This window comes from Glaciecola sp. MF2-115, assembly GCF_047250385.1.
In the GTDB taxonomy this organism is placed as follows: Bacteria; Pseudomonadota; Gammaproteobacteria; order Enterobacterales; family Alteromonadaceae; genus Glaciecola.
In genome coordinates, this window is sequence record NZ_JBLBVM010000042.1 from 17,740 (window position 1) to 42,500 (window position 24,761).

Below are 24,761 nucleotides of genomic sequence, written 5' to 3' on the forward strand. Positions count from 1 at the left end.
CCTCATTTGCAAAAACAAAAGTGGATCACCAGACTGATGACCCACTTCCCAAACCAAGATGATGAACTTAGCTTACATCAATCATATGCACACTGCCATCAGCCGCAACTTCAGCGATTTGACCTTTAGGTTCTTCCAAAAACCAAACTGCACAGAATATCAGTAAGGCTGATGCTGAAATAACTAGGAAGAAAGTGCTATAGCTAACAAATGAAAGTACAGTGAGATAAGTGACCGCACCCACGTTGCCGTAAGCACCCGCCATACCAGCAATTTGGCCAGTCATTCTGCGTTTAACTAGAGGTACAATCGCAAAGACCGCCCCTTCGCCTGCTTGCACGAAGAATGAGCAACACATTGTGGCAATAACAGCAAGTGCTATCATCCAAGTACCGTTTATTTGACCTAGCACAAAGTAACCGACAGACAAACCGCCAATCAGAATCATGAGACTTTTACGGCGTCCAAAAGTATCAGAGAACCAACCACCTGTAGGACGCGCGACTAGGTTCATGAAAGCGAAACCAGATGCCAGTAAACCAGCTTTTACGGGGTCCAAACCATCAAAGGTATCTAAGAAGAACAGTGGCAACATTGATACAACTGCGAGTTCAGAGCCAAAAGTAACGAAGTAAGCAACACTTAGAATCGCCACCTGCTTGAATTTGTATTTCTCTAGTTCCGGAACGCCGTGTTCTAAATTCTCCTTGTTCACTTTATGGATTTGCTGAGTTTGTACGGCGAATAAAATAACCAATGCGGCCCATAGTCCATACATCACATTAAACGTGAAAAGGTTAACGCCATCTGGAGAAAGTTTCCAAGCAAGGACGCCAAGTGCAGCATACATTGGTACATTAGTAATTAAGTAGAAGTAAAAATCGCGCTTGCTAGTCACTTCTAAACCGCCAGACTTTTTGGGCTTAAAGTAAGTAGAACCTTTTGGTGTATTACGTGCTTGGAAGTAGTAAAAGACACCGTAAACGAGAGTAAGCACACCTGTTGTGGCGAGTGCATATCTCCAACCATCGTCACCCCCATAGAACATAGCTAAGGTTGGTAAGGTCATGGCACCAGCTGCCGAACCAAAGTTACCCCAGCCGCCATAAATACCTTCTGCAATTCCAACTTGTTTCGCTGGGAACCACTCACCTACCATACGAATACCAATGACGAAGCCTGCACCGACAAAACCAAGTAAGAATCTGAACAAGGCCAACTGGGCGTAACTGTCGGATAACGCAAAGCCAAAGCAAACGAATGAAGAGCTAATTAATAAGCCGCTGAATACATGCCTGGGCCCAAACTTATCGACTAAAATTCCTACGGCTATGCGAGCGGGAATGGTTAGGGCAACGTTCAAGATAAGTAAAGCTTTCACCTGTGCTGTGGTTAAGTCAAAGGCCTCTTTTATGAAAACCATCAAAGGCGCGTGACTAAACCAAACCACAAAGGTTAGAAAAAAAGCAAACCACGTTATGTGAAGTGTTTTTATTTTAGGATCACTCAATTTAAACAGGTTGAGTTTGCTGTCTGTCGACATTCTATGCTCCTCAAGTGTGAATACCACACTCATTAATATTGTTAACTGCAAGCATAATGGCACGCTTTTCAACAATGTTTTAGTGATCCAGATCGGCTTTTAGGCTTCATCGAAAAAGCCTTAGCTCTTTGGTGGTAGTGTGCTTACAAGCTACATATGGCATGGATTGTGGGACTTATACCACTTAATGAGTAGACGAAGTACCCGACTAAAAATTTACTGACTAGTTAGGGTTATAGCAAAGTAAGTTTCATCGCTCTATAGTGTCAGCATGACGTGAACTTTGCGGCCTAGTAATTTTGAATACGGCAATAAAACAACGAAAATCGACCATCGCGCTAATAATGGCCACTATAGTGTTTGCCGTTAATTTTTCAGTGTGGACCTTGTATTCTGTTATTGGAATTGAACTAAAGGCCGTCTTGTCCCTTTCTAGCACTGAACTTGGCTTGTTATTTTCAGCGCCAATATTAACTGGAGCACTTCTTCGATTGCCAGTTGGCATAATGTGCGAACGCTATTCACCTAAAATGCTCTTTGTTATACAAATGCTGATCCTCGTTCCGCCATTGTACTTCTTACCGGCAATTGAAAGTTTTCTCGGCTACTTAGCGATTGGACTCGTCATTGGTATATCAGGTGTGTCCTTTACTATTGGAATACGCTATCTAACAGATTGGTTCGATTCTGACGAACAAGGCACTGCTATGGGCGTGTTTGGTGCCGGAAATGCCGGTGCCGCTTTAAGTTTAATTATCGTACCTTATATCCGCGATATCTGGGGTTGGGACTATATCGGCTTGTTCTATTGCGTCATGGTGCTAATTGCTTGCCTTTGCTTCTGGTTGTTTGCACCTTCAACACCTGAATATTTGAACAATAAACCAAAACAATCACTCGCCTTTTTTATAAAGCCTTTTAAGCACGCAAAAGTATGGCGTTTTGGCTTGTATTACTACTTTGTGTTTGGCAGCTTCCTAGCGTTGCTCCTTTGGCTGCCACAATACTACGTAAACGCATACCAACTAAGCTTTAACCAATCAATGGGACTAACTCTTCTATTCGTAACAAGTTCTAGTATGGCCCGCGCTGCCGGAGGTTGGTTTGCTGATCGATTTGGTGCACGAAATATCAACTGGGGCGTATTTTGGATCTGTCTCATTTGCTTATTTTTCTTAAGTTATCCACCTACTACTATGACAATTCATGGTGTATCGAAAGATGTTGTACTAAACATCGAATTGAATGTTTGGATATTCACCTTACTGCTTCTTATCATTGGTTTAGCACAGGGCTTTGGCCGCGCCAGCGTGTATAAGTTAATCAACGATTATTATCCTGAACAGATGGGAAGCGTTGGCGGCTTAGTGGCCATGCTAGGCGCACTTGGAGGCTGCACATTACCGATCTTATTCGGAGCAGCCGTCGATCTTATTGGCGTACATAGCGCCTGCTTCATGATTCTGTATGGTGTATTGGCAGTGTGCATGCTGTTGATGCATTTTGCTATTAAGCGTGAACGTTACAATGCGCGTGTTAAGCACGCCAATCAGCACAATTTTTTGGAAATGGATTAACAATGATCAACATCACTGATTTAAAGAAAGAAGAGCAACTGTTGCCACTTTTGAGACTTGGCTTTAGACCTTTCTTTTTGTTTGGCAGCATCTTCGCATTTTTTGCTATTGCCGTTTGGACACTGACACTAGCTGGAGTTTTTTCACCCACGCCCTTAAATGGTACGTTTTGGTGGCACAGCCATGAAATGCTATTTGGCTTCGTTCCGGCGATAATTGCCGGCTTTTTACTTACGGCCGTGCAAACATGGACGGGCATACCCAGTGTGAAAGGCAATAAGCTACTATTCTTAGTGATTGTTTGGGTCGCGGCACGCTTTCTTATTCTTGCAAATATCGATATCTCGATTTATGTCGTCATGCTAATTGATTTGTCGTTTCTACCTTTAACGGGTTTGTTTTTAGGGCTTCCACTTTTCAAGATAAAACAATACAGGAACATGGTGTTCCTACCTGTTCTTGCACTAATGGCTTTCGCTAATTTACTCAGCTACCTTCCACACTTTGAATATAATAGCGAATTAAGTACTAGAGGTTTCCACGCTATGGTAATACTGACAACAGTCATGGTTGCCTTGCTTGGCGGCCGAGTAATCCCCATGTTCACTGCAAATGGCACGGGAACGCAAAAAGTACAGCCTGTTAAATGGTTAGAATTGTCTTCTATGACAAGCTTATTCGTGATTCTGGGCTTTTTCATGACAGGACAAACTCAGTTCACACTGGCATTGAGTATTGTTTGTTTCATTAGCGGATGTTTGCATCTCTTTCGTATTCTTCGTTGGCGCGTATGGCTTACTTTCGCGGTTCCATTAGTCTGGGTTTTACACTTAACCATCATATTCATACCCATTGGCCTATTTATGTTGGCTGCTCACTTTGCTTTCGGTACTATTATGTTGAGCACTGCACTGCATGCTTTAACTGTCGGCGTTATTGGTGGAATGATTATCGCAATGATGTCTCGGGTGTCACTAGGTCATACTGGCCGAATGCTGAAGGCATCCCCAATTATTGTGTTCGGCTTCGTTAGTATTTTATTAGCAGCCTTCGTAAGAAGCATACTGACTGTGTTTATACCTGAATACATCACTCAAATATGGTTAGTATCTGGTGCGCTTTGGTGCGTCACCTTTGCATGTTTTATTTGGGTGTATTTGCCTATATTGAGCGCACCGAGGGTTGATGGGCGTCCTGGATAATTAATCACGATGCTAACTCCGTAGCGACACCAGAGAATTGGAAAGAAGGCGATGAAGTTATAGTACCTCCACCATATACTGTTGAAGATGCTATCGGTCGAAAAGATAAAGGTTATAACTACGTCGATTGGTATTTCAGCAAAAAATCCCTGTAAGTTAGCCCGACTGAGTCCGAGTTATTTCGGACTCATTTTTTTCAACAACAGTTTTAAGCAAATAATCTCCGTACTTCTACCCATTTTTCTTTTCATCGATCAATACCGACAGCATTTTCTCAATATTTTGGACGCTTTGAGTCAGTCCTGCTAGGTCACCGGTAGAAGAGGCATCTTCAATAACAGCGGGTTTATCGCCAGACAGTTTGTCTTTTTGCTCAAGAATAGCCTCTCTAAATGCATCTGCTTCGTTAATACCGACTAATGATACTAGTGCACCGGTACCCGATTGACCCGCAGTTTCAAAGCTAAGTTGATACAAACCAAAAAGACGCATAATTGGGCCTTGGATTAGCGCGACGTCGGTAATTTTTTCAAGTGGAATCGATTTTTCGACAACAAACACAATGCCTCGTTTTACCACTAACTTGCGTTCAAGTAGTCTGGCCGACATTGCATCAAGCATCTTGCCTGAAATCATCCAAACAATGATTGCTACAATTGGAATAAAGGCAATACCCACAATAGTCAACGCACTTACAAACACCCACGATAAGACCCAGTAACTTTTAACTTTTGGATTAAAGCTAGCTTGAAGTAAGCATTTTTCTTCCATGATCTTTCCTTATCTGCTCAGTGAATTTAAAGGTGAAGAATGTATGTTCATCATATCATTTATTATACAAGATGCACTCACTTAGTACATGCATGATATATGAAAAGTGAGGGCTACTAAGCGGGTATAATAAGAGCTTCAAGAACACTACTTTAGTTGCATAGAGTCGGCATATAGTTTATTTTGCCTTCATTCATACCAACAATAAATAAGAATATATGAAACGATTATTTTGTTCCTTTGCCTTAGCAATTTTAAGTTTTTCAAGCGCTGCTGAGATCAATCCTCAGTGGATTAGCTACCCAGCGATTTCACCCGATGGCAGTAGTATTGCATTTACTTATAAAGGCGACATTTATTCCGTACCTGCAAACGGCGGGCAAGCAAATCGCTTAACTTTTCACAAAGCGCATGACTACCGACCCGTTTGGAGTAGCGATAGCAAAAACATCGCATTCGCCTCCGATCGCTACGGTAATTTTGATGTCTATTTAATGAGTGCGCTAGGCGGGACAGCAACAAGACTTACCTATCATTCAAGTGACGAGGAACCTTACACATTTAACGTCGATAATACGGCTATTTTATTCAAAGGGCGCAGAATGGATAGTGCGCAAAATCGCCAATATCCGACTTCCCGTTTACCAGAACTTTATTCCATCCCAACTAAAGGTGGTAGAGTTGAGCAAGTGTTGACAGTCCCTGCTGAGAGTGTTCAGTTTAATAAGAAAGGCGACCAGTTTGTTTATCAAGATGCAGGTGCTGATAACTATTGGCGTAAACACCATCTTAGTGCGGCCACTCGCGATATTTGGACTTACGATACGAAAAGCGGCAGACACACACAAATCACGCGTTTTATTGGTGAAGACCGCAATCCAATTTATTCCGATAACGATCAAAGCATTTATTATTTAAGTGAACAAAGCGGCACTTTCAACGTGCACAAGTTGAGTTTAAATAAGCCAGAGAAGACAGAGCAAATTACTGACTTTGACTTGCACCCAGTTCGCTTCTTATCAAAAGCAAAAAACACGCTAGCTTTCAGCTACCATGGTGAATTATTCACGATGAAGGAAGGTGCTAAACCTCAAAAGCTCAAAGTGAGTATTCGTACCCAAGATATTCAAAACAGTGAAGACTTACTTGCCATTAATGGTGAAATTTCCGATATGGCAATATCACCCAATGGTAAAGAGATCGCGTTTATTTCGAGAGGTGAAGTATTTGTTACTTCTGACGATGGCAGCTTTACTAAGCAAATAACGCACACTGCGGCAAAAGAGGCGTCGGTTAGTTTCTCACCTAAGGGGGATTACCTTATATATGCATCAGAGCGTGGTGGTAAATGGAGTATATTCAAAGCCAATAAAGTAAGAGAACAGGAACCCTTCTTTTACGCCGCTACCCTAATTGAAGAATCTGCAGTATTAGACAATCAAAAAGACAATTATCAACCTAAGATATCGCCCGATGGTAAGCTCCTTGCCTTCGTTGAGGACCGTCGCACAATCAAAGTGATGGATTTTGAAACGACAAAAAGCGTGACTGTACTAACACCTGAGGACAGCATTCATTGGAGTGATGGCGATCAAGTATTCAGCTGGAGCCCCGACAGTCAGTGGATTATGTATCAACTTAGCAAATATATGCAGAATGCAGATATCGCGCTGCTAAGTGCAAGTGGCGATCAAGATAAGCGTATGTTGATTGAGAGTGGCTACTACGATTCTTCACCCAAATGGGTAAATGATGGCAAGCAGATTATATGGTTTAGTAACCGTGAAGGTTTGAAGAGTTATGCCACCAGCGGTCGCAGCCAAAGCGATGTCTATACTCTGTTCTTTACGCAGGAAGAATGGGATAAATTCAACTTAAGTAAGGAAGATTTTGCTCTTTTAGAGGCGATAGAAGACGCACAAAAAGAAGCTGAAAAATCAGATGACGATAAGAAGGACGAGGACAAAAAAGACGATAAAGATAAAAAAGATGACGAGAAAAAAGAAATCGCTAAGCTGGAAGTTGATTGGAAAGGCTTAGACCGACGCGTTAAACGTTTAACTATTCACTCATCTAACCTATCCGATGCAGTCCTTAATAAAGAAGCGGACAAGTTATATTACTTGTCGCAGTTTGAAGATAAATACGATTTGTGGGAAACCGATCTTCGCACGCAAGACACGAAGAAAACATTGTCACTTGGCGCATCGAACGGCAGCTTAATGTGGGATCCTAAAATGGAAAACCTGTATTTGCTCAGCAGGGGCTCTATCGCAAAAATTGATTTGAAAGCCGGTAAAAAAGAAGGGATCAGCATTAGTGAAAAAATGCTAGTGGATCAAAATGAGATCCGCCAAAACGAATTTGATCATGTCTGGTTAAGAACTTCAAAAATATTCTATGAACCGACTTTCCACGGTATCGATTGGGAGCTAATGCGCAAAGAATATAAACCTAAGGTTGCTCACGTTGCTACTCCAAATGAATTCGCTCACTTACTAAGTGAAATGCTAGGTGAATTGAATGTCTCTCATTCTGGCTCGGGCGCTCGCTCATCTTCAGCTAATGCAGACAGCACAGCTGCATTGGGTGTTTTCTATGACTTTGCGTATAAGGGCGACGGTATAAAAATAACTGAAGTGATCACCGATGGTCCTTTAGATAAAGCTAAATTCAATGTAAAAGCTGGTGATATCATTACCAAGATAGACAACCAAGCTATTACGCAAGACATTGATTGGCCAATTCTATTGAATCGCAAAGAAGGTAAGTTTGTGCTTCTTGAGCTTTATGATGAAGCGAGCAAAAGCACATCTCAAATAACCGTCAAACCAATTAGTTTAGGCGACGAAGGCCGCTTGCTGTATCAACGCTATTTGAAAGTGAACGAAGACGAAGTGCTTGCTCGAAGCAATGGCCAACTTGGTTATGTGCATCTACCAAGTATGTCTGACGCTCCATATCGCAGTATATACGACGACATGATGGGCCGCTTCTTTAACAAAAAAGCGATGGTTGTTGATGCGCGCAATAATGGTGGTGGCGACTTAGTTGCAGACTTAGCGATGTTCTTTACTGGCGAATCCTTCCTGACATATGCAACGGCAGACAGAGTAATGGGTGGTGAGCCCACCTCTCGTTATACCAAACCGGTCATTTCTCTATTTAATGAATCGATGTATAGCGACGGGCATTGTTATGCAAGCGGATATACCGATTTAAAAATAGGTAAGTCGGTAGGCATGCCAGTACCAGGCACTTGCAGCTTTGCAGGTTGGGAGCGCCTCTCGGATGGTGTCTATTGGGGCGTAGTGCCGATTAGCGCGAAAAACAAAGCGGGTGAATGGCTAGAGAACAATCAAACCTCACCCGATATCATCATTAAAAACCTTCCAGGTATCGTTGATAAAGGCCGTGATCAGCAGTTAGAGCGTGCCATTGACGAAATGCTGAAGGATCTGAAATAAGCAACAAGATGAAGGCGTGAATACCTTGGCCAATTTGGTCTTTGGAGTTCACGCTTTCTTTTTGATTTTAAGCCTTGCCACATATGAAACACAAAGTTAGAGTTAAGGGCCTGCAATCAATTAACTTGCCTAATCTCAATGAAACACTTCTATCCATGAAACACTTCAACTACATATTGCTCATTATTGCGATTTCACTCTCGACAAAGTCATTCGCAGACAATATATCCGAGCTATCCGACAAGCAATTGCACACTATCGGTCAAAAAATTTACCACAATGAAACCGGTAGCAATCCTGAGTATTTAATTGCTTGGAACAAAGGCGAAGCTTTTGCTAGCTTAGGCTTAGGACACTTCATTTGGTTTCCAGAGGGTACGGACAGTCGATTCACGGAAACATTCCCAAGCTTATTGCATTATATGCAGTCAAAAGGCGTGGACATTCCTGCGTGGTTACAAAAGCAAAAACACTGTCCTTGGCAAACTAAAGAAGATTTCATAAAAGCAAAGAATAGTAAGCAAATGCAAGATTTACGGCATTTACTCATATCTACATTTGAACATCAGCTTAGGTTTATTCAGCAACGCATGCGCCAATCTTTGCCACTGATGTTAGCCACTCTGGATAGCCCTGAATCTAAAATACGCGTCGCGGGGCGTTTCGAAGCGCTTACTGCAAACGACTTAGGCATGTATTCATTGATTGATTACGTGAACTTTAAAGGAGAAGGCACTTCAGAGACCGAAAAGTATAACAATCAAGGTTGGGGCTTATTGCAGGTACTTCTCAATATGCAAGATGATGCAGATAACCCGCATATGGCTTTCTCTCGCTCCTGCGATGCCATGCTCACTCGCAGAGTAGAAAACTCCCCACAACGAGACGTTGAACAAAACTGGCTTGCTGGCTGGCGTAGACGCTGTGCTACTTATAATGATGTGAATACATTGGAATAGCCCTAGATATTTTAAAGCTTTAAGCATTCTCTTTCATTCAGTGCACTTTTTTTACGCTTTTGAAGAACAGGTTTTGCAATCTGGCAAAGGATTGACTTTAAAGTTCTCCCAACTCGAATTCATCGCATCAAATACTTGCAGTTTGTTGACTGCTGGCTCGCCAAATTCAGTCAAAATTTTAATTGCCTCATTTGCTTGCGTAGCGCCCACAATGCCTACAACCGGCGACATTACCCCCGACTCCACGCAACTTAAATTCTGCTCACCAAAAAAATGGCTAACACAGCGATAACAAGCCGTTTTACGCTCAGGAATAACACAAAACACCTGCCCTTCCATTCTTATCGCAGCGCCCGACACCAGAGGTTTGTTGTTTTGATAACACAGGTCGTTCAACAAATTTCTCGTTTCCAAATTGTCCGTACAATCCAACATAAGATCATGTTCGCTCACAAGTACGTTCAGTTCTTCTGCTGAAAGCCTGCGGTCCACCGTGTTAATGTCGACAAAGTGATTAATGTTACTCAATGTACGCTTTGCTGAATCGACTTTCTTCTCGCCTATGCTGTTCTCAAAATGAAGCACCTGGCGTTGTAAATTGGTTGATTCAACAATATCGTCGTCAACAATGGTGATTTTACCTATACCCGCTGCAACTAAGTACTGTGATGCTGCGCACCCCAAGCCACCGGCACCAATCATCAATATACTGCTGTTAATAAGAATTTCCTGCTTGTCCAAGTCGAAGCCAGAAAGTAGTATCTGACGGCTATATCGTAAAGCTTGTGGTGTAGAGAGTGTTTTGTATTTCATCTAATTTTCTAATCTGTACTCATTATTGACTTGAAGAACATACGTGCATTCAGGTGTGATACTTTTTTCATTTTAATCTAGGTTTTATCCTCTGTGAATTTTGTACCACTAGTGAATTATTATCGCAATGCCTCCTAAGTGGTAGATATATCTATCACGATAATCTCAAATCAAATCAATATTGGTATCCCGTTGTTTTATAAACTATTTTTCAATTTCCTCTTGTATAATAAAGCCAGTTATTTATCTTAGGAAGAATATTATGAAAACACGTTTAGCAATGTTCATCGCCGCTACATTAGGTGCCAGCGCAATGATTTCAGGGCAAGCCTTCGCGGAAGAATCCACTCTAAAGGCTCTACAAGATGCGGTCACAAACGGCAGTACTGATTTATCGATGCGCTATCGCTTTGAACGAGTAGACCAAGACAATATCGATAAAACAGCAAACGCATCCACATTGCTAACTCGCTTGAGCTTTACAAGCGCAGATGTGAAAGGTTTTTACACTGTACTTGAAGTGGATAATATCAGCTCAATTGGTAACGAAAACTATAACAGCACCGTAAATGGCCACACACAATATCCTGTTGTTGCTGACCCAACTTTAACAGAAGTAAATCAAGCCTATGTTGGCTACAAAAATGAAGATTTTGAATTATCTTTTGGTCGCCAACGCATCAATCACAACGATCAACGTTTTGTGGGTGGCGTAGCATGGCGGCAGAACGAACAGACTTTTGATGCATACCGCTTACAATATGGTAGTAAAGATAGCGTTAAAATCGACTACAGCTATGTTTACAATGTGAATCGAATTTTTGGACCTGATAGCGCCAACTCCGATCTAGCAGGTAATCTGCACCTACTCAATGTGACTTACCCTGTAAACAAGGGTCATAAACTTGCTGCTTTCGTTTATGAATTAGATTTTGATACAGCCGCAGGCATTTCTACGCGCACAATGGGTATTAGCTACGACGGTAGTGTTTCCAAAGTGAAAGTACATGCTGCCTTTGCGAATCAGTCCGACACTGGAAATAATCCTACTGACTTTTCCGCACAATATCTGGCCTTAGAATTAGGTACTCAATTAAAAGCGGTCAACCTTGGTATCGGTTACGAATCATTGGGGAGTGATAGCGGCGTTGGATTTAGTACGCCTCTAGCTACTTTGCACAAATTCCAAGGTTTTACTGATAAGTTCCTTGGCACTCCAGCAAACGGGGTCAATGACCTATATGTTAAAGCTTCAGGCAAAGTTGGTAAGTTAGCACTCACTGCAATTTATCATCAACTAGAATCTGATACTGGCTCAATTGACTACGGCACAGAGTTGGATCTTATTGCTAAGTACCCAGTGGCTGATAAAGTTGGGCTTATGGTCAAGTTTGCAAACTACAGCGCTGACGACTTTTCAGTCGATACAAATAAAATATGGGGTATGCTGACATTCAAGTTCTAGGATGAAACCGTTTTAGAACACCAACTCAGTTAGCTTGCAGTACGCGGTTAACTGAGTGCTGCCTCGCAAAGAAATCGTATGAACCGCAAATAAGCTGCATGGATTAGCTATAAAGTATCTACTCCCTAGTGAGTATCCCTTCAGCGCAATAACAAATTACCTTGTTATGGTTCACACTTAACTAATAGCAAAACTCCGAGCTTATTTTCCTAAAGTGTTCATTCATCTCTATGGAACATAAGCCGCAGTAGCTCTCAATAAATTAAGCTTGCTAAACATTCGCAAACGATACCGATATTGATAGTTCACTGCCCGGTTAGCCCGAGAAATCAGCTAGCCGCCCGACGAGTATTATCCTCGACAATTGGAAAGGTGTTTACGTGGAATTACAAGATACATTTGGCAGAAAATTTAAATATCTGCGGCTCTCAATTACTGAATTGTGTAATTTTAGGTGTAACTACTGTCTACCCAACGGGAATGATTGTGACACACCAACAACAGGGCTCAGCCTCCATCAAATTAGTACCTTAGTGAGTGCGTTTGCACGAATGGGGACTACCAAAATTCGCATCACTGGCGGTGAGCCTGCGTTACGAAAAGATTTGTGTGACATTATTGCACTGTGTAAGCAGACCGAAGGCATTGAAAAAGTGGCACTAACAACCAATGCTTTTCGCTTGAATAAAGATGCGCAGAAATATAAAGATGCAGGTTTAGACGCACTTAATGTGAGCGCTGACAGTTTAGATCCTAGAATGTTTGCAGCTATTACCGGCAAGCAAAAACTAGAAGATATATTGGAAGGTGTTGATGCCGCAATTCAGGCTGGTATCCAAACTGTGAAGTTTAATACCGTGATGTTGAAGCAGTTTAATTACAAAGAACTCAACAGCTTTTTCGAGTATTTGAAGCAACATCCCGTCACTTGGCGCTTTATTGAGTTAATGCAAACTGGCGATAACAAATCTTTTTTTGCACACAACCACGTTGCTGGCGAGTCCATTAAAGAATTGCTTCTTGAGAATGGTTGGGAACGCATCATAAGAGGCAAAGATGCTGGGCCGGCACAAGAATTCACGCATAGTGATTACCTTGGCAATATCGGCTTGATCATGCCCTACAGCAAAGATTTTTGTGACACCTGTAATCGCTTAAGAGTGTCATCTCAGGGTAAGTTACATTTGTGTTTGTTTGCCGATGAAGGGCAAGACATTCTGCCTTTACTTGAAAGTGGTGATATTGATGCAACAGTTGAAGCAATTAGTCGCCATGTACAAACGAAGAAAGGCACGCACTTTTTGCAAGACGGCTATACAGGCGCGACTAAGCAATTAGCAATGTTAGGTGGTTAGGCTCAAACTCGTTTTTGAGTTTACTAAAAAAACGGAAGCGTATTATGAACTTGAGTCAGTACGGTATAAAAAACGGTAAAAAAACGATCGGTGTAGTGCTTGCTGGCGGTCGTTCTTCACGTATGGGTAAAGACAAAGCCTTATTGCAAATCGACTCAGATTCGATGATCACTAGAACACGCCGCACTCTTGAGAAGACCTCTACAGCAAAAGTGTTTGTGAGTCGAAACGATGGCAACGAGGAGCATATGGCGGATTTAATTCCTAATAAAGGTCCTTTATCTGGTATTCATAGTATGGCTCATAGATTTCCGAACTGTAATCTGCTTGTCGTTCCCGTCGATTTGCCACTGCTTGACGCTAACACGCTACAACAACTCATTGATAGTGGCGAACAGAATCAGAGCAACGCAAGGTTCGACACCGACAATTTACCTCTTTTTATTAACAACACACCGCACTTTAGACAAGCTCTTGATTATACATTGAAGTTTGCTGAGTGTTTATCCGTTGGAAAGTTTTGCTCCCAACTTCCTTTAGTGGAATTGGAGAACTCAGTCGCATCCAAGATGTTTAATGCCAATACCCCAGAACAGTGGCAATTCGCGATGCAGCAATTTGCAAATAATCCAACAACTAACAAGCCCATTGAGAAAATGTATGAGTCATTCAAATAAAGTTTTTGTCCCCTTGAACATAGCCGTGCTTACCATTTCCGATACTCGTGATTCAAGCACGGACACATCTGGTGAATATTTAGCTTCAAGTGCAAGTGAGCAAGGTCATGCCATTGCAAGGCGCGATATTGTTATCGACGATATTTACCGTATTAGAGCAGTGGTGTCCGACTATATTGCTGATCCCGATATACAAGCTATTCTAATTACAGGCGGCACAGGTTTTACCCATCGTGACTCAACGCCCGAAGCAGTTACTCCATTATTTGATAAAGAAGTTGAGGGCTTTGGTGAATTGTTCAGGTATCTGAGTTTTCAAGAGATTGGTACCTCGACTATTCAATCAAGAGCCGTTTCAGGTTTAGCAAATAACACCGTTATTTTCTGTGTGCCTGGTTCAACTGGCGCATGCAAAACTGCTTGGCAAGGCATTATTAAGGCACAACTTGATGGCGCACAAGGGCCATGTAATTTTGTGCCGCATTTAAAAGCCAATGTTGATCTTTGCGCAAGTCGAACACAATAAAATACTACGAAGTGACATAACGCAGGTGCGAGCCAGACTTTTTATTCAAAGTCATTTGCTATAGCAGTCATTAGGAGAAGGAAGATGATTCATATTAGGTTTTTTGCAAGTTTACGCGAACGTCTAGGCTCTGCGTCAATGAATTTTGAATACGCGGGCGAGCAAACTGTGTCACAATTACTATCAGAGCTATATGAAAAAAGTGATAACTTGCTGATGTTAAAAGAGCAAGATGTCATGGTTGCCGTCAATCAGACGCTATGCGGCCATGAGGCAAGAATTAATGACGGAGACGAAATTGCATTTTTCCCTCCGGTAACTGGTGGCTGACATGATTTCCGTTCAGGAAGAAGATTTCGATCATTGCAACGAGTACAAGTTTTTAAAAGATAATGCTGACAGTGACGGCGCTATTGTCACGTTTACGGGCTTAGTTCGCGACTTCAATGTCGATGGCTCGGTATCCAGTGTATTTATAGAGCACTATCCGGGCATGACAGAAAAATCCTTAATGGATATATGCTCAAAAGCGAAAAAACGCTGGACCTTAGGGCAAATAAGAATCATACATCGCGTGGGTCTTATTGAAGCATCCGAACAGATTGTTTTTGTTGGTGTTACATCAAAACATCGAAACAATGCATTTGAGGCCACTCAGTTTATTATGGATTATCTAAAATCAGATGCGCCATTGTGGAAACAAGAAGGCACTTCAAACGGAATGAAGTGGGTTGAGGCTAAAAAGTCTGATGAAAAAGCGAAGGCACGTTGGTCAGGTGATAATTCAGCGACTTGGGCGAGTCCAAATAAAGACTAGTACACAAAGCATAACGATGACTATTGTGACTTGTATCAGCAAATTTTGTATCTTAAAAAACAAAGGATATGAAACAAGTAAAAGCATCGTTATTGTTGCTACCCACTTCGTCCTTAATTTGATTACCCCGTTTTGCTCCCAATCCTTAATGATCGGCCCCATATACTTGTTCGCCATCAACTTGCGATGAATAAGTGGTGAGCTTTTGGAAAAGCAAAAGGCGGCAAGCAGCACAAATGGAGTTGTTGGAAGTAAAGGCAGCACAATACCAATAAGTCCCAAAAGCAGTGAAAGCCAGCCTAAGGCTATTAATGTGTAACGTTCAATCACTGGCTTCATAGGTGTAATATTCGCGCCTGATAACTAAACAGAACTAATTATGTTAGTAAATGGGAGTATGTGTACAATTTCACCTTCATTCACTTTACCCCTCTCATTTTCAAGCACGGCATAACAGTTACTCTGCCTAAAACAGGAGAGGACGCCCGAACTTTGTGAACCAGTAGTTTCAACGTTTAATTCACCGTTTTCGTTAACAAAGTAAAATGCTCGTTGATAGTCAGTTCTTCCCGGTCTCTTTCGAAAAGGGGTAGCAGCAATCGCTGGAAGAAGGTCCACTTTCTTAGTTTTACAACCAGCTAAATAAGCCAATGCTGGCGCAGCAATTTGATCGAAGGTCACAGCAGAAGAAACTGGATTGCCAGGCAATCCGAAGAAGATACTGTTTGGTAAGCTGCCAAACGCGAGCGGTTTTCCCGGTTTTATTGCGAGCTTCCAAAAATCGATGCTGCCATATTCTTCCAATATCTCTCGTGTATAATCGGCTTCACCTACCGACACCCCCCCGCTAGTTACTACGCAATCAGCGAGTGCATTCGCTTGTTCAAATGCGGCTCTAATTTGATCTTTACTATCAGGGATGATGCCCAAGTCGAACACTTCTGCGCCTAACTTAGATAACATCGCTACTAGCATTGGACGGTTTGTATCAAATATTCTATCGTCACGAGGGGTATTTCCGACAGCAAGCAGTTCATCGCCCGTGGAAAATACTGCGACTTTCAATTGACGAAAAACAGGAACGCTAGCAAAGCCTAGTGAAGCGAGTAAGCCAATATCAATGGGTGATATTCTTGCACCCGCTTGAAGCACTACCGCACCTTTTTTAATGTCGTCACCCGCGGGACGGATGGCGTCACCCATACTCGCCTTCAGAAAGGTGATCTCTAGTTCGTTAGCACTGGTGTTCTCTTGCATAACCACTGTGTCAGCGCCTGTAGGAATTTCGGCTCCCGTCATGATGCGTACACATTCGCCCGCCTTAATTTCCCCTTCAAAACTGTTGCCAGCCAAGCTCTTACCGACTTGCTTTAAGGTTTTTGATTGCAAAAAATCAGCATACCTAAGGGCATAGCCGTCCATTGCTGAATTGTCATATGCAGGCACATTAATAGGGGAAATGATGTCTTGAGCAATCACGCGATCGAGTGCGTCACTCAATGGGCATTGTGTTACTTCGGAAATAGGGCTTATGGTGTCCCTAATCATTTCCATCGCATGCTCTATCGGCATCAACCCTGGTGCATCACAAGCGCAATTCATAGCTTAGTTTCCGTTTTGATGATTAACCATCCACACCGCAGCTTCCACGCGTGAACGAAGGTTAAGTTTTTTCAAGAAGTGTTTAACATGTACTTTGACCGTGCCGTCGGAGATGTCGAGTTCGCGCGCAATGAGTTTATTGCTCATACCTTTGGCGATAAGTTTGAGTATTTCCAATTCTCGGCTAGTTAAACTGGCTAATGCGCGGCTACCCGCTCTTTCTGGTTTTCTTAATGCAGTGGCGAGAATTTCGGTCAGTTTTGCACTCATCACCATTTTACCCAAAGCAGCTTCACGTAATTTAATGATGAGCTCATCTGGGTCCATGTCTTTCAGTAAATAGCCATCTGCGCCAGAGCGAATAGCTTCTACAACATCTTCATCGTTATCCGATACGGTTAACATGATGATGCGAGAGTCCACACCCTTGTCGCGCATTATCTTAAGTGTTTCTAAACCGTCCATACCTTGCATGTTCAAATCAAGCGTAATTAGGTCGGGTTGTAATTCAAGCGCGAGTGCAATAGCTTCTTGGCCTGAACTCGCCTCACCTACTACATTTAGATCGTCCTCAAAAGATAATAATTGATTCAAACCTTTTCGCAGAAGTGGGTGATCATCTACCATCATGATAGTGGCGGGTTGGTCTTGAAACATCTGGGATTCTCCATACATTAATTTTGTTTGTGGTTTATCGCATTCGCCACCTTATATGCACAACTATACACGAAGATTCTTGCAAACTATAAATTACTAAGAGGTAAGTAAATTACCCCTTAAGTGGTAGTTGCATTGCTTTGCGTTAACGCCTTTATTCTCATGCTTTACAAGCACATGCACAAGCCTTAATGATTACTAACTATAGTGTTTTCACGCTGTTCGCGTTGCCTACAATGTCTTTAATTTATACCCATTGATGCAGATTGTTTGTAACGACTAGCTAGACCATAGTGTAAGTAGATTATGCACATTATTTTAATTGGAGAAAGCGTATGTCCGATCTACATAAGTGGGATCCCGAAGACAATGACTTCTGGGAAAAAGAAGGGAAGAAAATCGCTAATCGAAATCTCTGGATATCGATTCCTAGCCTACTTGCCGGTTTTGCTGTTTGGTTATACTGGGGCGTTATAACGGTACAAATGCTGAATTTAGGTTTTCCTTTTGAGAAGGCAGAGCTATTCACATTAATGGCAATATCGGGTTTAACCGGCGCAACACTTCGTATACCTAGTAGCTTCTTTATCCGACTATGCGGTGGGCGTAATACGATATTCTTTACTACCGCACTATTGATGCTACCCGCCGTTGGGACTGGCTTTGCGTTACAAAGCCCAGATACACCACTTTGGCAATTTCAATTATTAGCACTTTTATCTGGCTTCGGCGGCGGTAACTTCGCCTCGTCTATGTCAAATATCAGCTTCTTCTTTCCGAAAAGCCAACAGGGTTTAGCATTAGGCTTAAACGCCGGTTTAGGTAATTTCGGTGTTACCACTATGCAAATCGTTGTGCCATTGTTTATGACATTCGCAGCCTTTGGTGCCTTAAGCGGCGATCCAATGATACTCATTAATGCGTCAGGTACCTTGATCGGCAAAATACCAGTAGGTACAGAGAGTTTCATCTCAAACGCTGGTTTTGTTTGGATGCTATTACTCGTTCCGCTTTTCTTTCTGACCTGGTTTGGAATGAATAACATCCGTACAGAAGAAGTATCACCAAACATCGGCAATCCGCTAACCTCTTTTGCACTGATTACAGTAATGTTATTAATTGGTCTAGTTATCGCGGCATTTGGCTTGTGGTTAATGCTACCCGAATCAGCAAATGGTTCTGGTTTTGGTGTGCCAAAAGAAGTCGTGCTAGTTATGGTAATAGCAGCGACTGTCGTTATTTTGAAAATACTACCTGGTGCTATAGGAACGAGTCTTACTCGCCAATACAAAATATTTAACAACAAGCATACTTGGGCAATGAGTGTTATCTACACCATGACATTTGGTTCATTTATTGGTTTTGCCGCATCGTTCCCACTCGCGATAAAAGTCATCTTTGGTTACAGCCACATAATGGTTGATGGCACCATGACGCATAACACTATAAATGCGAATGGCCCAAGTGCGCTGATGTATGCTTGGATGGGCCCATTCATTGGAGCACTCATTCGTCCAGTAGGTGGTTGGGTTGCTGATAAGTTGGGTGGCGCTTTTGTAACGCAAATATGCTCTGTCGTGATGATAGGAAGTGCGCTTGGTGTTGCTTATTACATGAAGCTAGCTTATCAGTCTGCGACACCTGAAGAGTATTTCATTCCATTCTTCGTCTTGTTCCTCTTGCTCTTCGCAGCGACTGGTATTGGTAATGGCTCTACTTTCAGAACAATCGCAATGGTGTTCCCTAAAGAACAAGCGGGTCCGGTATTAGGTTGGACTTCAGCAGTAGCAGCATACGGTGCATTCTACATTCCTAAAGTACTAGGAGAACAAATTAAAGCCACTACACCTGAAGTTGCACTCATTGGATTTGCGGTCTTCTATGGCGTGTGTATTTTGCTTAACTACTGGTTTTACTTGCGCAAAGATGGTGAGTTTTATAATCCATAATTATGGGCTTAATGCTCCAACTTAAACCGGAAAAAAGGAAGCGCTAGAGATAGCGCTTTCTGTAGCTTGACAAAAAAGTATCACACTTTGTAGGCGTTTCGACTAACTGGATTGCCCAGGTTTCTTGCTCGTCACCACCGCGTATGCGGTGGTCTCCTTAGGGGCATGATCCGGACGGATTGAATACCTTTATATCTCATACACCCTAGGTCATTCCCACGAAAGTGGGAACCCCCCAAAACAGCATAGATAATTCAAAAAAAGAAAGTTATTTCAATAACATAAAATCTGTTGTTATCGAAACATTTCTCTAAATAGTTGGAGGTCACCGCCTTCGCGGTGATGACGGTGGGAAGTTTCAAATAACGTGTTGGATGTATCGGCTATGACCGTTTTTGGATGACACTTGCCGGTCAACCATCATTTATACGACTCGTAAAAATATGATACTTTTTTGTCAATCTACACTTCCTTTCTATTTTCTACTTCACTCTCCACTGCTTGTGTAACAGCTCGCTTGCGCTTGTTCACTCTCAAGGCCAAGTACAAATCTGAACGAATATAGATCCCCTCTTTTCCTGATTTAATCCCGGCCTTGTCAAACCAAGCCCTCAGTTGACGCTTTCTACCTGCTAACTCTAGCCTTACTCCACGCTTTCTGAATATCTGATCCAAGTCAGCTAGCATTGCCATCACACTAAGATCTAAGTGAGTAAAACAAGGAACCGCATCGATGATGACACACTCAATATCGTCTTTTTGTCTTGCGTATTGCTCTAATAGGCGGCGCTTGAAGTAACTGGAATTAAAGTAAGTTAATGGCGAGTTGAAACGATAGATGAAAATACCTTCAACGGCTTTCGCTTTATCTGTGGTATCTAAACTGCGAACAACACCATTTATATCAACACCTAATATATGGTCGCTTGGACGCATCACGATACGAATGAATTGAAACAAGCCCAACAATACGGCTAGCGTGATACCTGGAATAACCCCAATGAAGAGAACGGCAAACAATGTCGCGCTTGCCAAGTAGAATGCTTGGCGATCTTTATTTTTAAGCTGCCATACCGCCTTCAAATCTAACAAATGTATGGAAGCAATAATCAATACCACACCCAAAGCGGCACTTGGGATAAACTCAAGAGGCGCCGTCAGGAATACCGCAATAATGCCAATAATCACCGCTGCGATAATCGACACTAACTGCGTTTTACCACCGTTTGCATCGTTCACAGCGGTGCGAGAATCTGCCCCACTCACCGCAAAACCCTGAGATAAAGCAGATGCGAAGTTGGCTATGCCTAGAGCTCTGAACTCTTTATCTGCATCAATATCATACCCATTTTTTGTTGCGAAGCTGCGAGCCGTTAGCATCATGCTCACGAAACTCACAATAGATAAGTTGAGGGCAGGCATCACTAACTCACGGATTATACCGATGCTAAACTCAGGAGCTTGAAATAAGGGTAAACCACCGGTAACTGTACCAATAGTTTTTACCTCGAACTGCCCTAGATTAAACAGCCACACTAAGATAGCGCCGAAAGCGATAGCAAACATAGACGACGGCCATGCCGGTTTTAAGCGCTTCATGCCAAAGTAAATACCCACCGTTAATATGGCCATCAGCAAAGTAGGAACATGTGTTTGTGATAAATAAGTGGGAACACCGCCTAAGCGTTCAAGCAAATACTTTTCATCAAAAGTAAAACCAAAAACCTTCGAGAATTGACCAACAATAATGGTAATTGCGACACCATTCAGCAAGCCCATGAGAATAGGCTTAGACAGAAAGTCAGCGAGTACGCCTAGCTTAAATTTGCTAGCAATGAGGCACCAAAAGCCAGTCATAGCTGTCATGGTAACGACTAGTTGCCAATGTTTGAAACTGTCCCCCGCCGCCAGCGGAGTCACAACAGCAGCAATAACGGCGCAGGTCGCGGCATCAGGGCCCACGATCAACTGTTTGGATGTGCCAAATAACGCATATACTAGCATTGGCAGCACACAGGAATATAAGCCCACCGCGGCATTGACACCGGTAAGTTGTGCATATGCAATGGCCACGGGCAAGGCTACCGCAGCAACAGATAATGCGGCTTTTAGATCGTCCGCAAACCACTTACGTTCATAATGCAACAAGGTATGTAAACCCGGCATTAAATCAAACAAACGTGACAACATACCCCATTCCTTGCTAATTGAGCGAATGCAGTAATATTACGTTTATTATTTAAGTAAATACAGATCGCTAGGTATTGATTTCACAATACCTAGCGCAGTTAAGATAGTTTTTGCATCCTTGCAATAAAGGGAAAAGCCCAATTATCAGCTGGCGACAGCGTGTCGTTCTGGTTTATTTGGCGTTTTGTGGTAGTGTCGCAAACCATGCTCTACTCGGCGTCCTTGGCTGAAAGACGACACTCTTTTTAAATACCCTATTACGCGTGTACCGTGATCAATATTGGTAGATTCGCAAGAAGAACACTTATATAGCGTGCGTTTATCTATGTGCTCACACTCATTGCAAATTGTAATTTTCACATTAATACAAAAGTAGTTGCACCCCGTTTTAGCAGCAATATTGAGAATTTTTAGCGCGTTCTCTGTCGTCAGTTTCTCTTCCAGATTTAAATGTAGTGCCGACCCGCCATCAAGATACTGCGTCATTTCCTCGCCATGCATCAGGAACTTATCGATGTGATTAACTTCTTCACCCTCTACAATGTAAAAGTATGAGTTATAACAGTCGCGACGCACCCAGTAGCCATCTTCTTTGTCCCACTTTGCATTCTTTACACCTAAATTTTCAGCAGGTACAAACTCTGTGTTAAAGCGATAACCATACTTTTTCAATGCGCGTTTATTAGCATCGAAAATCACCTTTAAGTTATCCGAGACAAAATTTTTGTAGTCAGCATTGTTATCTATTTTGATGCCCAAGAACTCCGCGGCCTCGGGTAAGCCATTAATTCCTATGGTCAAAAATTGCTTGTTCATATCAATGAAGCCTGCAGAGTAGACTGGCAGTGCGTTCAAATCCAAATAGTCCTGCATTAAGCTTCGGTAAGCCACTTGGTATTTATGAATTTTATCGATTTCTTTTTCTAGGTTCCGTCCGTCCTGTATCAAACGATTCATGTTCACTGTAATAACGTTCACGGATCCTGTTGAAACACCACCTGCACCAAGACTATATGAGAAGGTGTTGTCCACTATTTCGTTACGCAAGCGACAACAGGAAGCGAGTGAATCTGGACTGTCCGATTGATACACGAAAAATGAACCGCCACTACTCATGGATTGAGCACACATGCTCGCAAATTCCTGATCTTTTACTTTCTGATCTTCCGTCAACATCGCTGCAGTCACAACGGGGAATGTTAATATTGCCTTATCTCTCTCGGCGGTGAACCATTCCAAGAAGAATGATTGTATTGCTTTAATATTCTCCCACTCCGGTTTATCCATATTTGGAAAAACAAAGTCTCCAAACATTGAATCAAAGTAGCATTTGTCGTACAAAGAAATATTCCAAAATACGCTTTGATATCCTCTAGCCGCGGCAGGCTGATTGATTGCATAAACAACGTGCTGGAGGTGATTCTGAATTTGTTTAGTGTGCGTCGTTAAATACGCTTCACCAAACTCTCGGCGCGCAAAGTGATCAAAGTAAATAAGAAATTCGACCGTGGCAATCGCACCTGCGAATTGAGCACTAATCGCAAAAACCAAATTAACAAAACTTCCACAGAAAGATTCTAAATGCTGAGGGGCTTTTGACTCTCCACCTAATTTTGTTAGTCCATCGAGTAAAAATGGATACATCGTAATTGAAGCGCAATAGGGCTTTAAGCTTGTTTCATCGTGCACATATATTTCATGATTCTCAATTTGACGAACATACTCTTTTGCCAATGGTGCACCAAATAGTTTTTTAATTCGTTTTTGAACCTGAGCTCTATTTACTTGAATGAAATAATCTTTCATTAGCTCAGCTTCTAGAGTTGCTATGTTCTTTTGCGTTACGTTTGCATTCGCATCTAAGCGAGCGCCATCTGCGGCATTTTGAGCTTGCATGTAATGGTCTATAAAATCGAGCTTTTGTGCGATGTGTTCTTTAGGTAGTTTCAACATGTCAGTGTGTCTCCTGGAATTTATGATTTAGGATGCGATTGCTCGACACTTCTATAAATTTTTGATTCGTCGTTGCTTGGTCTAATCCACCTAGCTCCCTAATCCACGGACCAGTTTTAAGAAATGTGAGTCGCTTTATTATTTTTTCTGGCACTTGATTTAAACCCGTATACAAACAAGTCTTGAGTTTAAAATCATGACTGATATCCAACATTTCTATTAACTTTTCAGCTTGCCATTCACCGCCAAAAAATATTACGCAGGATATATAGTCGACATATTGCTTTAGGTAGGTTCTAAATATTTCTGCAGTTAACGGGCTGCCACCATCTTCAGACCAAGTATCGGTACTATGGCAGCCTTTGCATCTAAGCTGACAGCCCATCACCGTAAAGCCTAAACTGACTTCATCAGGAACTTCTTGAAATAGAATTTGAGGGGCAAGCGTATTAAACATTCCAATCTCTCTAAAGCACAATATGTTGTGTATTTATAATTCATAAACACAACATATGGGCGATCTAGATCAATATTTAGTAACTTTGACGAGCGAATAAAATGTCATTTTCAACATGAATATGCATGTTTATATCACTGATAAATTCCTGTAAGCCCAAGTATAGAGCCGTCCAAGTATTGCAGGCACCTGGATGCAAGGTGACGTCGTTAGTTAACTTATAAATTGTTTCAATATCTTGCATGTGATCTAAGTGCTCCTCTTTCATTACACTAATTGGCCCCTGCACAGTGGGCGCGAATTCTTGCATCAAAATGGGAAATAATATGTTTTCTTCTTTTTGCATATGCTGCTCTAAATCTGTTTGCATTTGAGAAAGGTGTTTTGCGAGTCCCAAAGGACATTGGGGTTTTTCAAAATGTACTAATTCTACTCTTGCAGCCAATCGAATAAGTTCAGCTAATTGAACACGATGAACCTCATGATAGCGCCTTAGGATATGTTCAATGAGTTCAGCATTGCTCATACTGTTGTAGTCAATTTTGTCAGCATCTCTTGTGACTAAGTTTGCCAATTGAGTATTAATTAAATTTTCATCGAGCTGTTTGCGTTTGATTACTTCTGTTAGCGATCTAGGTCCATCACCACAAAAATTAATTTTATGCTCGAAAAGAACGCCTGTTGCGCCCGGAACTTGTGTGGCGATATCACCAATTGACCAATCTAAATAAGACATAAATGCTTCCTTCTAAAAGCAGATTAAAAATAAAAAACATGGTTT

General features: G+C 42.0%; 22 protein-coding genes and 1 riboswitch. Of the genes, 12 read left to right on the forward strand and 10 right to left on the reverse strand.

Translation table 11 applies throughout. From position 1 onward, the window contains the following. Nucleotides 1–67: 67 nt before the first annotated feature. Nucleotides 68–1,543, reverse strand: a complete 1,476-nt coding sequence (locus ACKLNX_RS04635; protein WP_411694357.1) for a NarK family nitrate/nitrite MFS transporter — start codon at nt 1,541–1,543, stop codon at nt 68–70. A 344-nt stretch (nt 1,544–1,887) separates the two neighbouring features. Here ACKLNX_RS04635 and ACKLNX_RS04640 point away from each other — a divergent pair, with 344 nt between their 5' ends. From ACKLNX_RS04640 to ACKLNX_RS04650, 3 genes are read left to right on the forward strand one after another with little or no spacing between them, the layout of a single operon-like run. After that, complete coding sequence (locus tag ACKLNX_RS04640) at nt 1,888–3,120, forward strand: MFS transporter (RefSeq protein ID WP_412971410.1); 1,233 nt, start codon at nt 1,888–1,890, stop codon at nt 3,118–3,120. A gap of 2 nt (nt 3,121–3,122) precedes the next feature. Next, the gene (locus tag ACKLNX_RS04645) at nt 3,123–4,322 is read left to right on the forward strand and encodes an NnrS family protein (protein WP_412971411.1); all 1,200 of its coding nucleotides are present in this window, start codon (nt 3,123–3,125) and stop codon (nt 4,320–4,322) included. Next, nucleotides 4,322–4,477: a hypothetical protein gene (locus tag ACKLNX_RS04650; RefSeq protein WP_412971470.1), complete on the forward strand. Its 156-nt coding sequence runs from the start codon at nt 4,322–4,324 to the stop codon at nt 4,475–4,477. Before ACKLNX_RS04645 ends, ACKLNX_RS04650 begins: the two co-directional genes overlap by 1 nt. A gap of 76 nt (nt 4,478–4,553) precedes the next feature. Here the strand turns inward: ACKLNX_RS04650 and ACKLNX_RS04655 are convergent, their stop codons facing one another. Further along, the gene (locus tag ACKLNX_RS04655; protein ID WP_412971412.1) at nt 4,554–5,093 is read right to left on the reverse strand and encodes a PH domain-containing protein; all 540 of its coding nucleotides are present in this window, start codon (nt 5,091–5,093) and stop codon (nt 4,554–4,556) included. A gap of 218 nt (nt 5,094–5,311) precedes the next feature. Here ACKLNX_RS04655 and ACKLNX_RS04660 point away from each other — a divergent pair, with 218 nt between their 5' ends. Continuing rightward, nucleotides 5,312–8,560 (forward strand): S41 family peptidase, encoded by a 3,249-nt coding sequence (locus ACKLNX_RS04660; RefSeq protein WP_412971413.1) that lies wholly within the window; start codon nt 5,312–5,314, stop codon nt 8,558–8,560. Between the two features lie 83 nt (nt 8,561–8,643). Further along, complete coding sequence (locus ACKLNX_RS04665) at nt 8,644–9,519, forward strand: hypothetical protein (RefSeq protein WP_412971414.1); 876 nt, start codon at nt 8,644–8,646, stop codon at nt 9,517–9,519. Nucleotides 9,520–9,570: 51 nt separating this feature from the next. Here the strand turns inward: ACKLNX_RS04665 and moeB are convergent, their stop codons facing one another. Continuing rightward, a complete protein-coding gene (gene moeB, locus ACKLNX_RS04670; protein ID WP_412971415.1) occupies nt 9,571–10,332 on the reverse strand; it encodes a molybdopterin-synthase adenylyltransferase MoeB in 762 nt (253 codons plus the stop codon). A 262-nt stretch (nt 10,333–10,594) separates the two neighbouring features. On the opposite strand from moeB, the gene ACKLNX_RS04675 reads away from it, so the two are divergent. From ACKLNX_RS04675 to moaE, 6 genes are all read left to right on the forward strand, one after another. Continuing rightward, nucleotides 10,595–11,797, forward strand: coding sequence for an alginate export family protein (locus ACKLNX_RS04675; RefSeq protein WP_412971416.1), 1,203 nt, complete (start codon nt 10,595–10,597; stop codon nt 11,795–11,797). A 181-nt stretch (nt 11,798–11,978) separates the two neighbouring features. Continuing rightward, nucleotides 11,979–12,188, forward strand: a riboswitch (molybdenum cofactor riboswitch). Beyond that, on the forward strand, nt 12,178–13,152 hold the full coding sequence (gene moaA / locus ACKLNX_RS04680) for a GTP 3',8-cyclase MoaA (RefSeq protein ID WP_412971417.1): 975 nt from the start codon (nt 12,178–12,180) through the stop codon (nt 13,150–13,152). Its footprint overlaps the riboswitch before it by 11 nt. A 44-nt stretch (nt 13,153–13,196) precedes the next feature. After that, nucleotides 13,197–13,829: a molybdenum cofactor guanylyltransferase gene (locus ACKLNX_RS04685; protein WP_412971418.1), complete on the forward strand. Its 633-nt coding sequence runs from the start codon at nt 13,197–13,199 to the stop codon at nt 13,827–13,829. After that, on the forward strand, nt 13,813–14,355 hold the full coding sequence (gene moaB / locus ACKLNX_RS04690) for a molybdenum cofactor biosynthesis protein B (RefSeq protein WP_412971419.1): 543 nt from the start codon (nt 13,813–13,815) through the stop codon (nt 14,353–14,355). Before ACKLNX_RS04685 ends, moaB begins: the two co-directional genes overlap by 17 nt. 84 nt (nt 14,356–14,439) lie before the next feature. Then, the gene (moaD, locus tag ACKLNX_RS04695) at nt 14,440–14,685 is read left to right on the forward strand and encodes a molybdopterin converting factor subunit 1 (protein ID WP_412971420.1); all 246 of its coding nucleotides are present in this window, start codon (nt 14,440–14,442) and stop codon (nt 14,683–14,685) included. A 1-nt stretch (nt 14,686) separates the two neighbouring features. Next, the gene (moaE, locus tag ACKLNX_RS04700) at nt 14,687–15,172 is read left to right on the forward strand and encodes a molybdopterin synthase catalytic subunit MoaE (RefSeq protein ID WP_411694344.1); all 486 of its coding nucleotides are present in this window, start codon (nt 14,687–14,689) and stop codon (nt 15,170–15,172) included. Here moaE and ACKLNX_RS04705 read toward each other — a convergent pair. Genes ACKLNX_RS04705 through narL form a run of 3 tightly spaced genes read right to left on the reverse strand, consistent with a single transcriptional unit; the run spans nt 15,140 to nt 17,431 of the window. Next, on the reverse strand, nt 15,140–15,511 hold the full coding sequence (locus ACKLNX_RS04705) for a YbaN family protein (RefSeq protein ID WP_412971421.1): 372 nt from the start codon (nt 15,509–15,511) through the stop codon (nt 15,140–15,142). The genes moaE and ACKLNX_RS04705 overlap by 33 nt on opposite strands. A gap of 24 nt (nt 15,512–15,535) precedes the next feature. Further along, a complete protein-coding gene (gene glp / locus ACKLNX_RS04710; RefSeq protein ID WP_412971422.1) occupies nt 15,536–16,774 on the reverse strand; it encodes a gephyrin-like molybdotransferase Glp in 1,239 nt (412 codons plus the stop codon). Between the two features lie 3 nt (nt 16,775–16,777). Beyond that, nucleotides 16,778–17,431, reverse strand: coding sequence for a two-component system response regulator NarL (gene narL, locus ACKLNX_RS04715; protein WP_411694342.1), 654 nt, complete (start codon nt 17,429–17,431; stop codon nt 16,778–16,780). Nucleotides 17,432–17,766: 335 nt separating this feature from the next. Between narL and ACKLNX_RS04720 the strand changes: the two genes are divergently transcribed. Further along, complete coding sequence (locus ACKLNX_RS04720) at nt 17,767–19,380, forward strand: antiporter (protein WP_412971423.1); 1,614 nt, start codon at nt 17,767–17,769, stop codon at nt 19,378–19,380. Nucleotides 19,381–19,842: 462 nt separating this feature from the next. Here ACKLNX_RS04720 and ACKLNX_RS04725 read toward each other — a convergent pair whose 3' ends face one another. The 4 genes from ACKLNX_RS04725 to ytfE form a co-directional block, all read right to left on the reverse strand. After that, nucleotides 19,843–21,570: a SulP family inorganic anion transporter gene (locus ACKLNX_RS04725; protein WP_412971424.1), complete on the reverse strand. Its 1,728-nt coding sequence runs from the start codon at nt 21,568–21,570 to the stop codon at nt 19,843–19,845. A 144-nt stretch (nt 21,571–21,714) separates the two neighbouring features. Further along, a complete protein-coding gene (gene nrdD, locus ACKLNX_RS04730) occupies nt 21,715–23,523 on the reverse strand; it encodes an anaerobic ribonucleoside-triphosphate reductase (protein WP_412971425.1) in 1,809 nt (602 codons plus the stop codon). A 1-nt stretch (nt 23,524) separates the two neighbouring features. Next, nucleotides 23,525–23,980 carry an anaerobic ribonucleoside-triphosphate reductase activating protein gene (gene nrdG, locus ACKLNX_RS04735; RefSeq protein WP_411694337.1) on the reverse strand — a complete coding sequence of 152 codons (456 nt, stop codon included), beginning with the start codon at nt 23,978–23,980 and terminating at the stop codon, nt 23,525–23,527. A gap of 76 nt (nt 23,981–24,056) precedes the next feature. Then, nucleotides 24,057–24,716, reverse strand: coding sequence for an iron-sulfur cluster repair protein YtfE (ytfE, locus tag ACKLNX_RS04740; protein WP_412971426.1), 660 nt, complete (start codon nt 24,714–24,716; stop codon nt 24,057–24,059). Nucleotides 24,717–24,761 lie beyond the last annotated feature (45 nt).

Excerpts from the sequence above, each read along its gene's own strand:
- ACKLNX_RS04725 (WP_412971424.1), bottom strand. The coding sequence starts at position 21,570 with ATGTTGTCACGTTTGTTTGATTTAATGCCGGGTTTACATACCTTGTTG.
- nrdG (WP_411694337.1), bottom strand. The coding sequence starts at position 23,980 with ATGTTTAATACGCTTGCCCCTCAAATTCTATTTCAAGAAGTTCCTGAT.
- ACKLNX_RS04655 (WP_412971412.1), bottom strand. The coding sequence starts at position 5,093 with ATGGAAGAAAAATGCTTACTTCAAGCTAGCTTTAATCCAAAAGTTAAA.
- glp (WP_412971422.1), bottom strand. The coding sequence starts at position 16,774 with ATGAATTGCGCTTGTGATGCACCAGGGTTGATGCCGATAGAGCATGCG.
- ACKLNX_RS04675 (WP_412971416.1), top strand. The coding sequence starts at position 10,595 with ATGAAAACACGTTTAGCAATGTTCATCGCCGCTACATTAGGTGCCAGC.
- ACKLNX_RS04720 (WP_412971423.1), top strand. The coding sequence starts at position 17,767 with ATGTCCGATCTACATAAGTGGGATCCCGAAGACAATGACTTCTGGGAA.
- ACKLNX_RS04640 (WP_412971410.1), top strand. The coding sequence starts at position 1,888 with ATGGCCACTATAGTGTTTGCCGTTAATTTTTCAGTGTGGACCTTGTAT.
- ACKLNX_RS04645 (WP_412971411.1), top strand. The coding sequence starts at position 3,123 with ATGATCAACATCACTGATTTAAAGAAAGAAGAGCAACTGTTGCCACTT.
- ACKLNX_RS04665 (WP_412971414.1), top strand. The coding sequence starts at position 8,644 with ATGAAACACAAAGTTAGAGTTAAGGGCCTGCAATCAATTAACTTGCCT.
- ytfE (WP_412971426.1), bottom strand. The coding sequence starts at position 24,716 with ATGTCTTATTTAGATTGGTCAATTGGTGATATCGCCACACAAGTTCCG.
- nrdD (WP_412971425.1), bottom strand. The coding sequence starts at position 23,523 with ATGTTGAAACTACCTAAAGAACACATCGCACAAAAGCTCGATTTTATA.
- ACKLNX_RS04685 (WP_412971418.1), top strand. The coding sequence starts at position 13,197 with ATGAACTTGAGTCAGTACGGTATAAAAAACGGTAAAAAAACGATCGGT.
- ACKLNX_RS04660 (WP_412971413.1), top strand. The coding sequence starts at position 5,312 with ATGAAACGATTATTTTGTTCCTTTGCCTTAGCAATTTTAAGTTTTTCA.
- narL (WP_411694342.1), bottom strand. The coding sequence starts at position 17,431 with ATGTTTCAAGACCAACCCGCCACTATCATGATGGTAGATGATCACCCA.
- ACKLNX_RS04705 (WP_412971421.1), bottom strand. The coding sequence starts at position 15,511 with ATGAAGCCAGTGATTGAACGTTACACATTAATAGCCTTAGGCTGGCTT.
- moeB (WP_412971415.1), bottom strand. The coding sequence starts at position 10,332 with ATGAAATACAAAACACTCTCTACACCACAAGCTTTACGATATAGCCGT.
- moaD (WP_412971420.1), top strand. The coding sequence starts at position 14,440 with ATGATTCATATTAGGTTTTTTGCAAGTTTACGCGAACGTCTAGGCTCT.
- ACKLNX_RS04635 (WP_411694357.1), bottom strand. The coding sequence starts at position 1,543 with ATGTCGACAGACAGCAAACTCAACCTGTTTAAATTGAGTGATCCTAAA.
- moaE (WP_411694344.1), top strand. The coding sequence starts at position 14,687 with ATGATTTCCGTTCAGGAAGAAGATTTCGATCATTGCAACGAGTACAAG.
- moaB (WP_412971419.1), top strand. The coding sequence starts at position 13,813 with ATGAGTCATTCAAATAAAGTTTTTGTCCCCTTGAACATAGCCGTGCTT.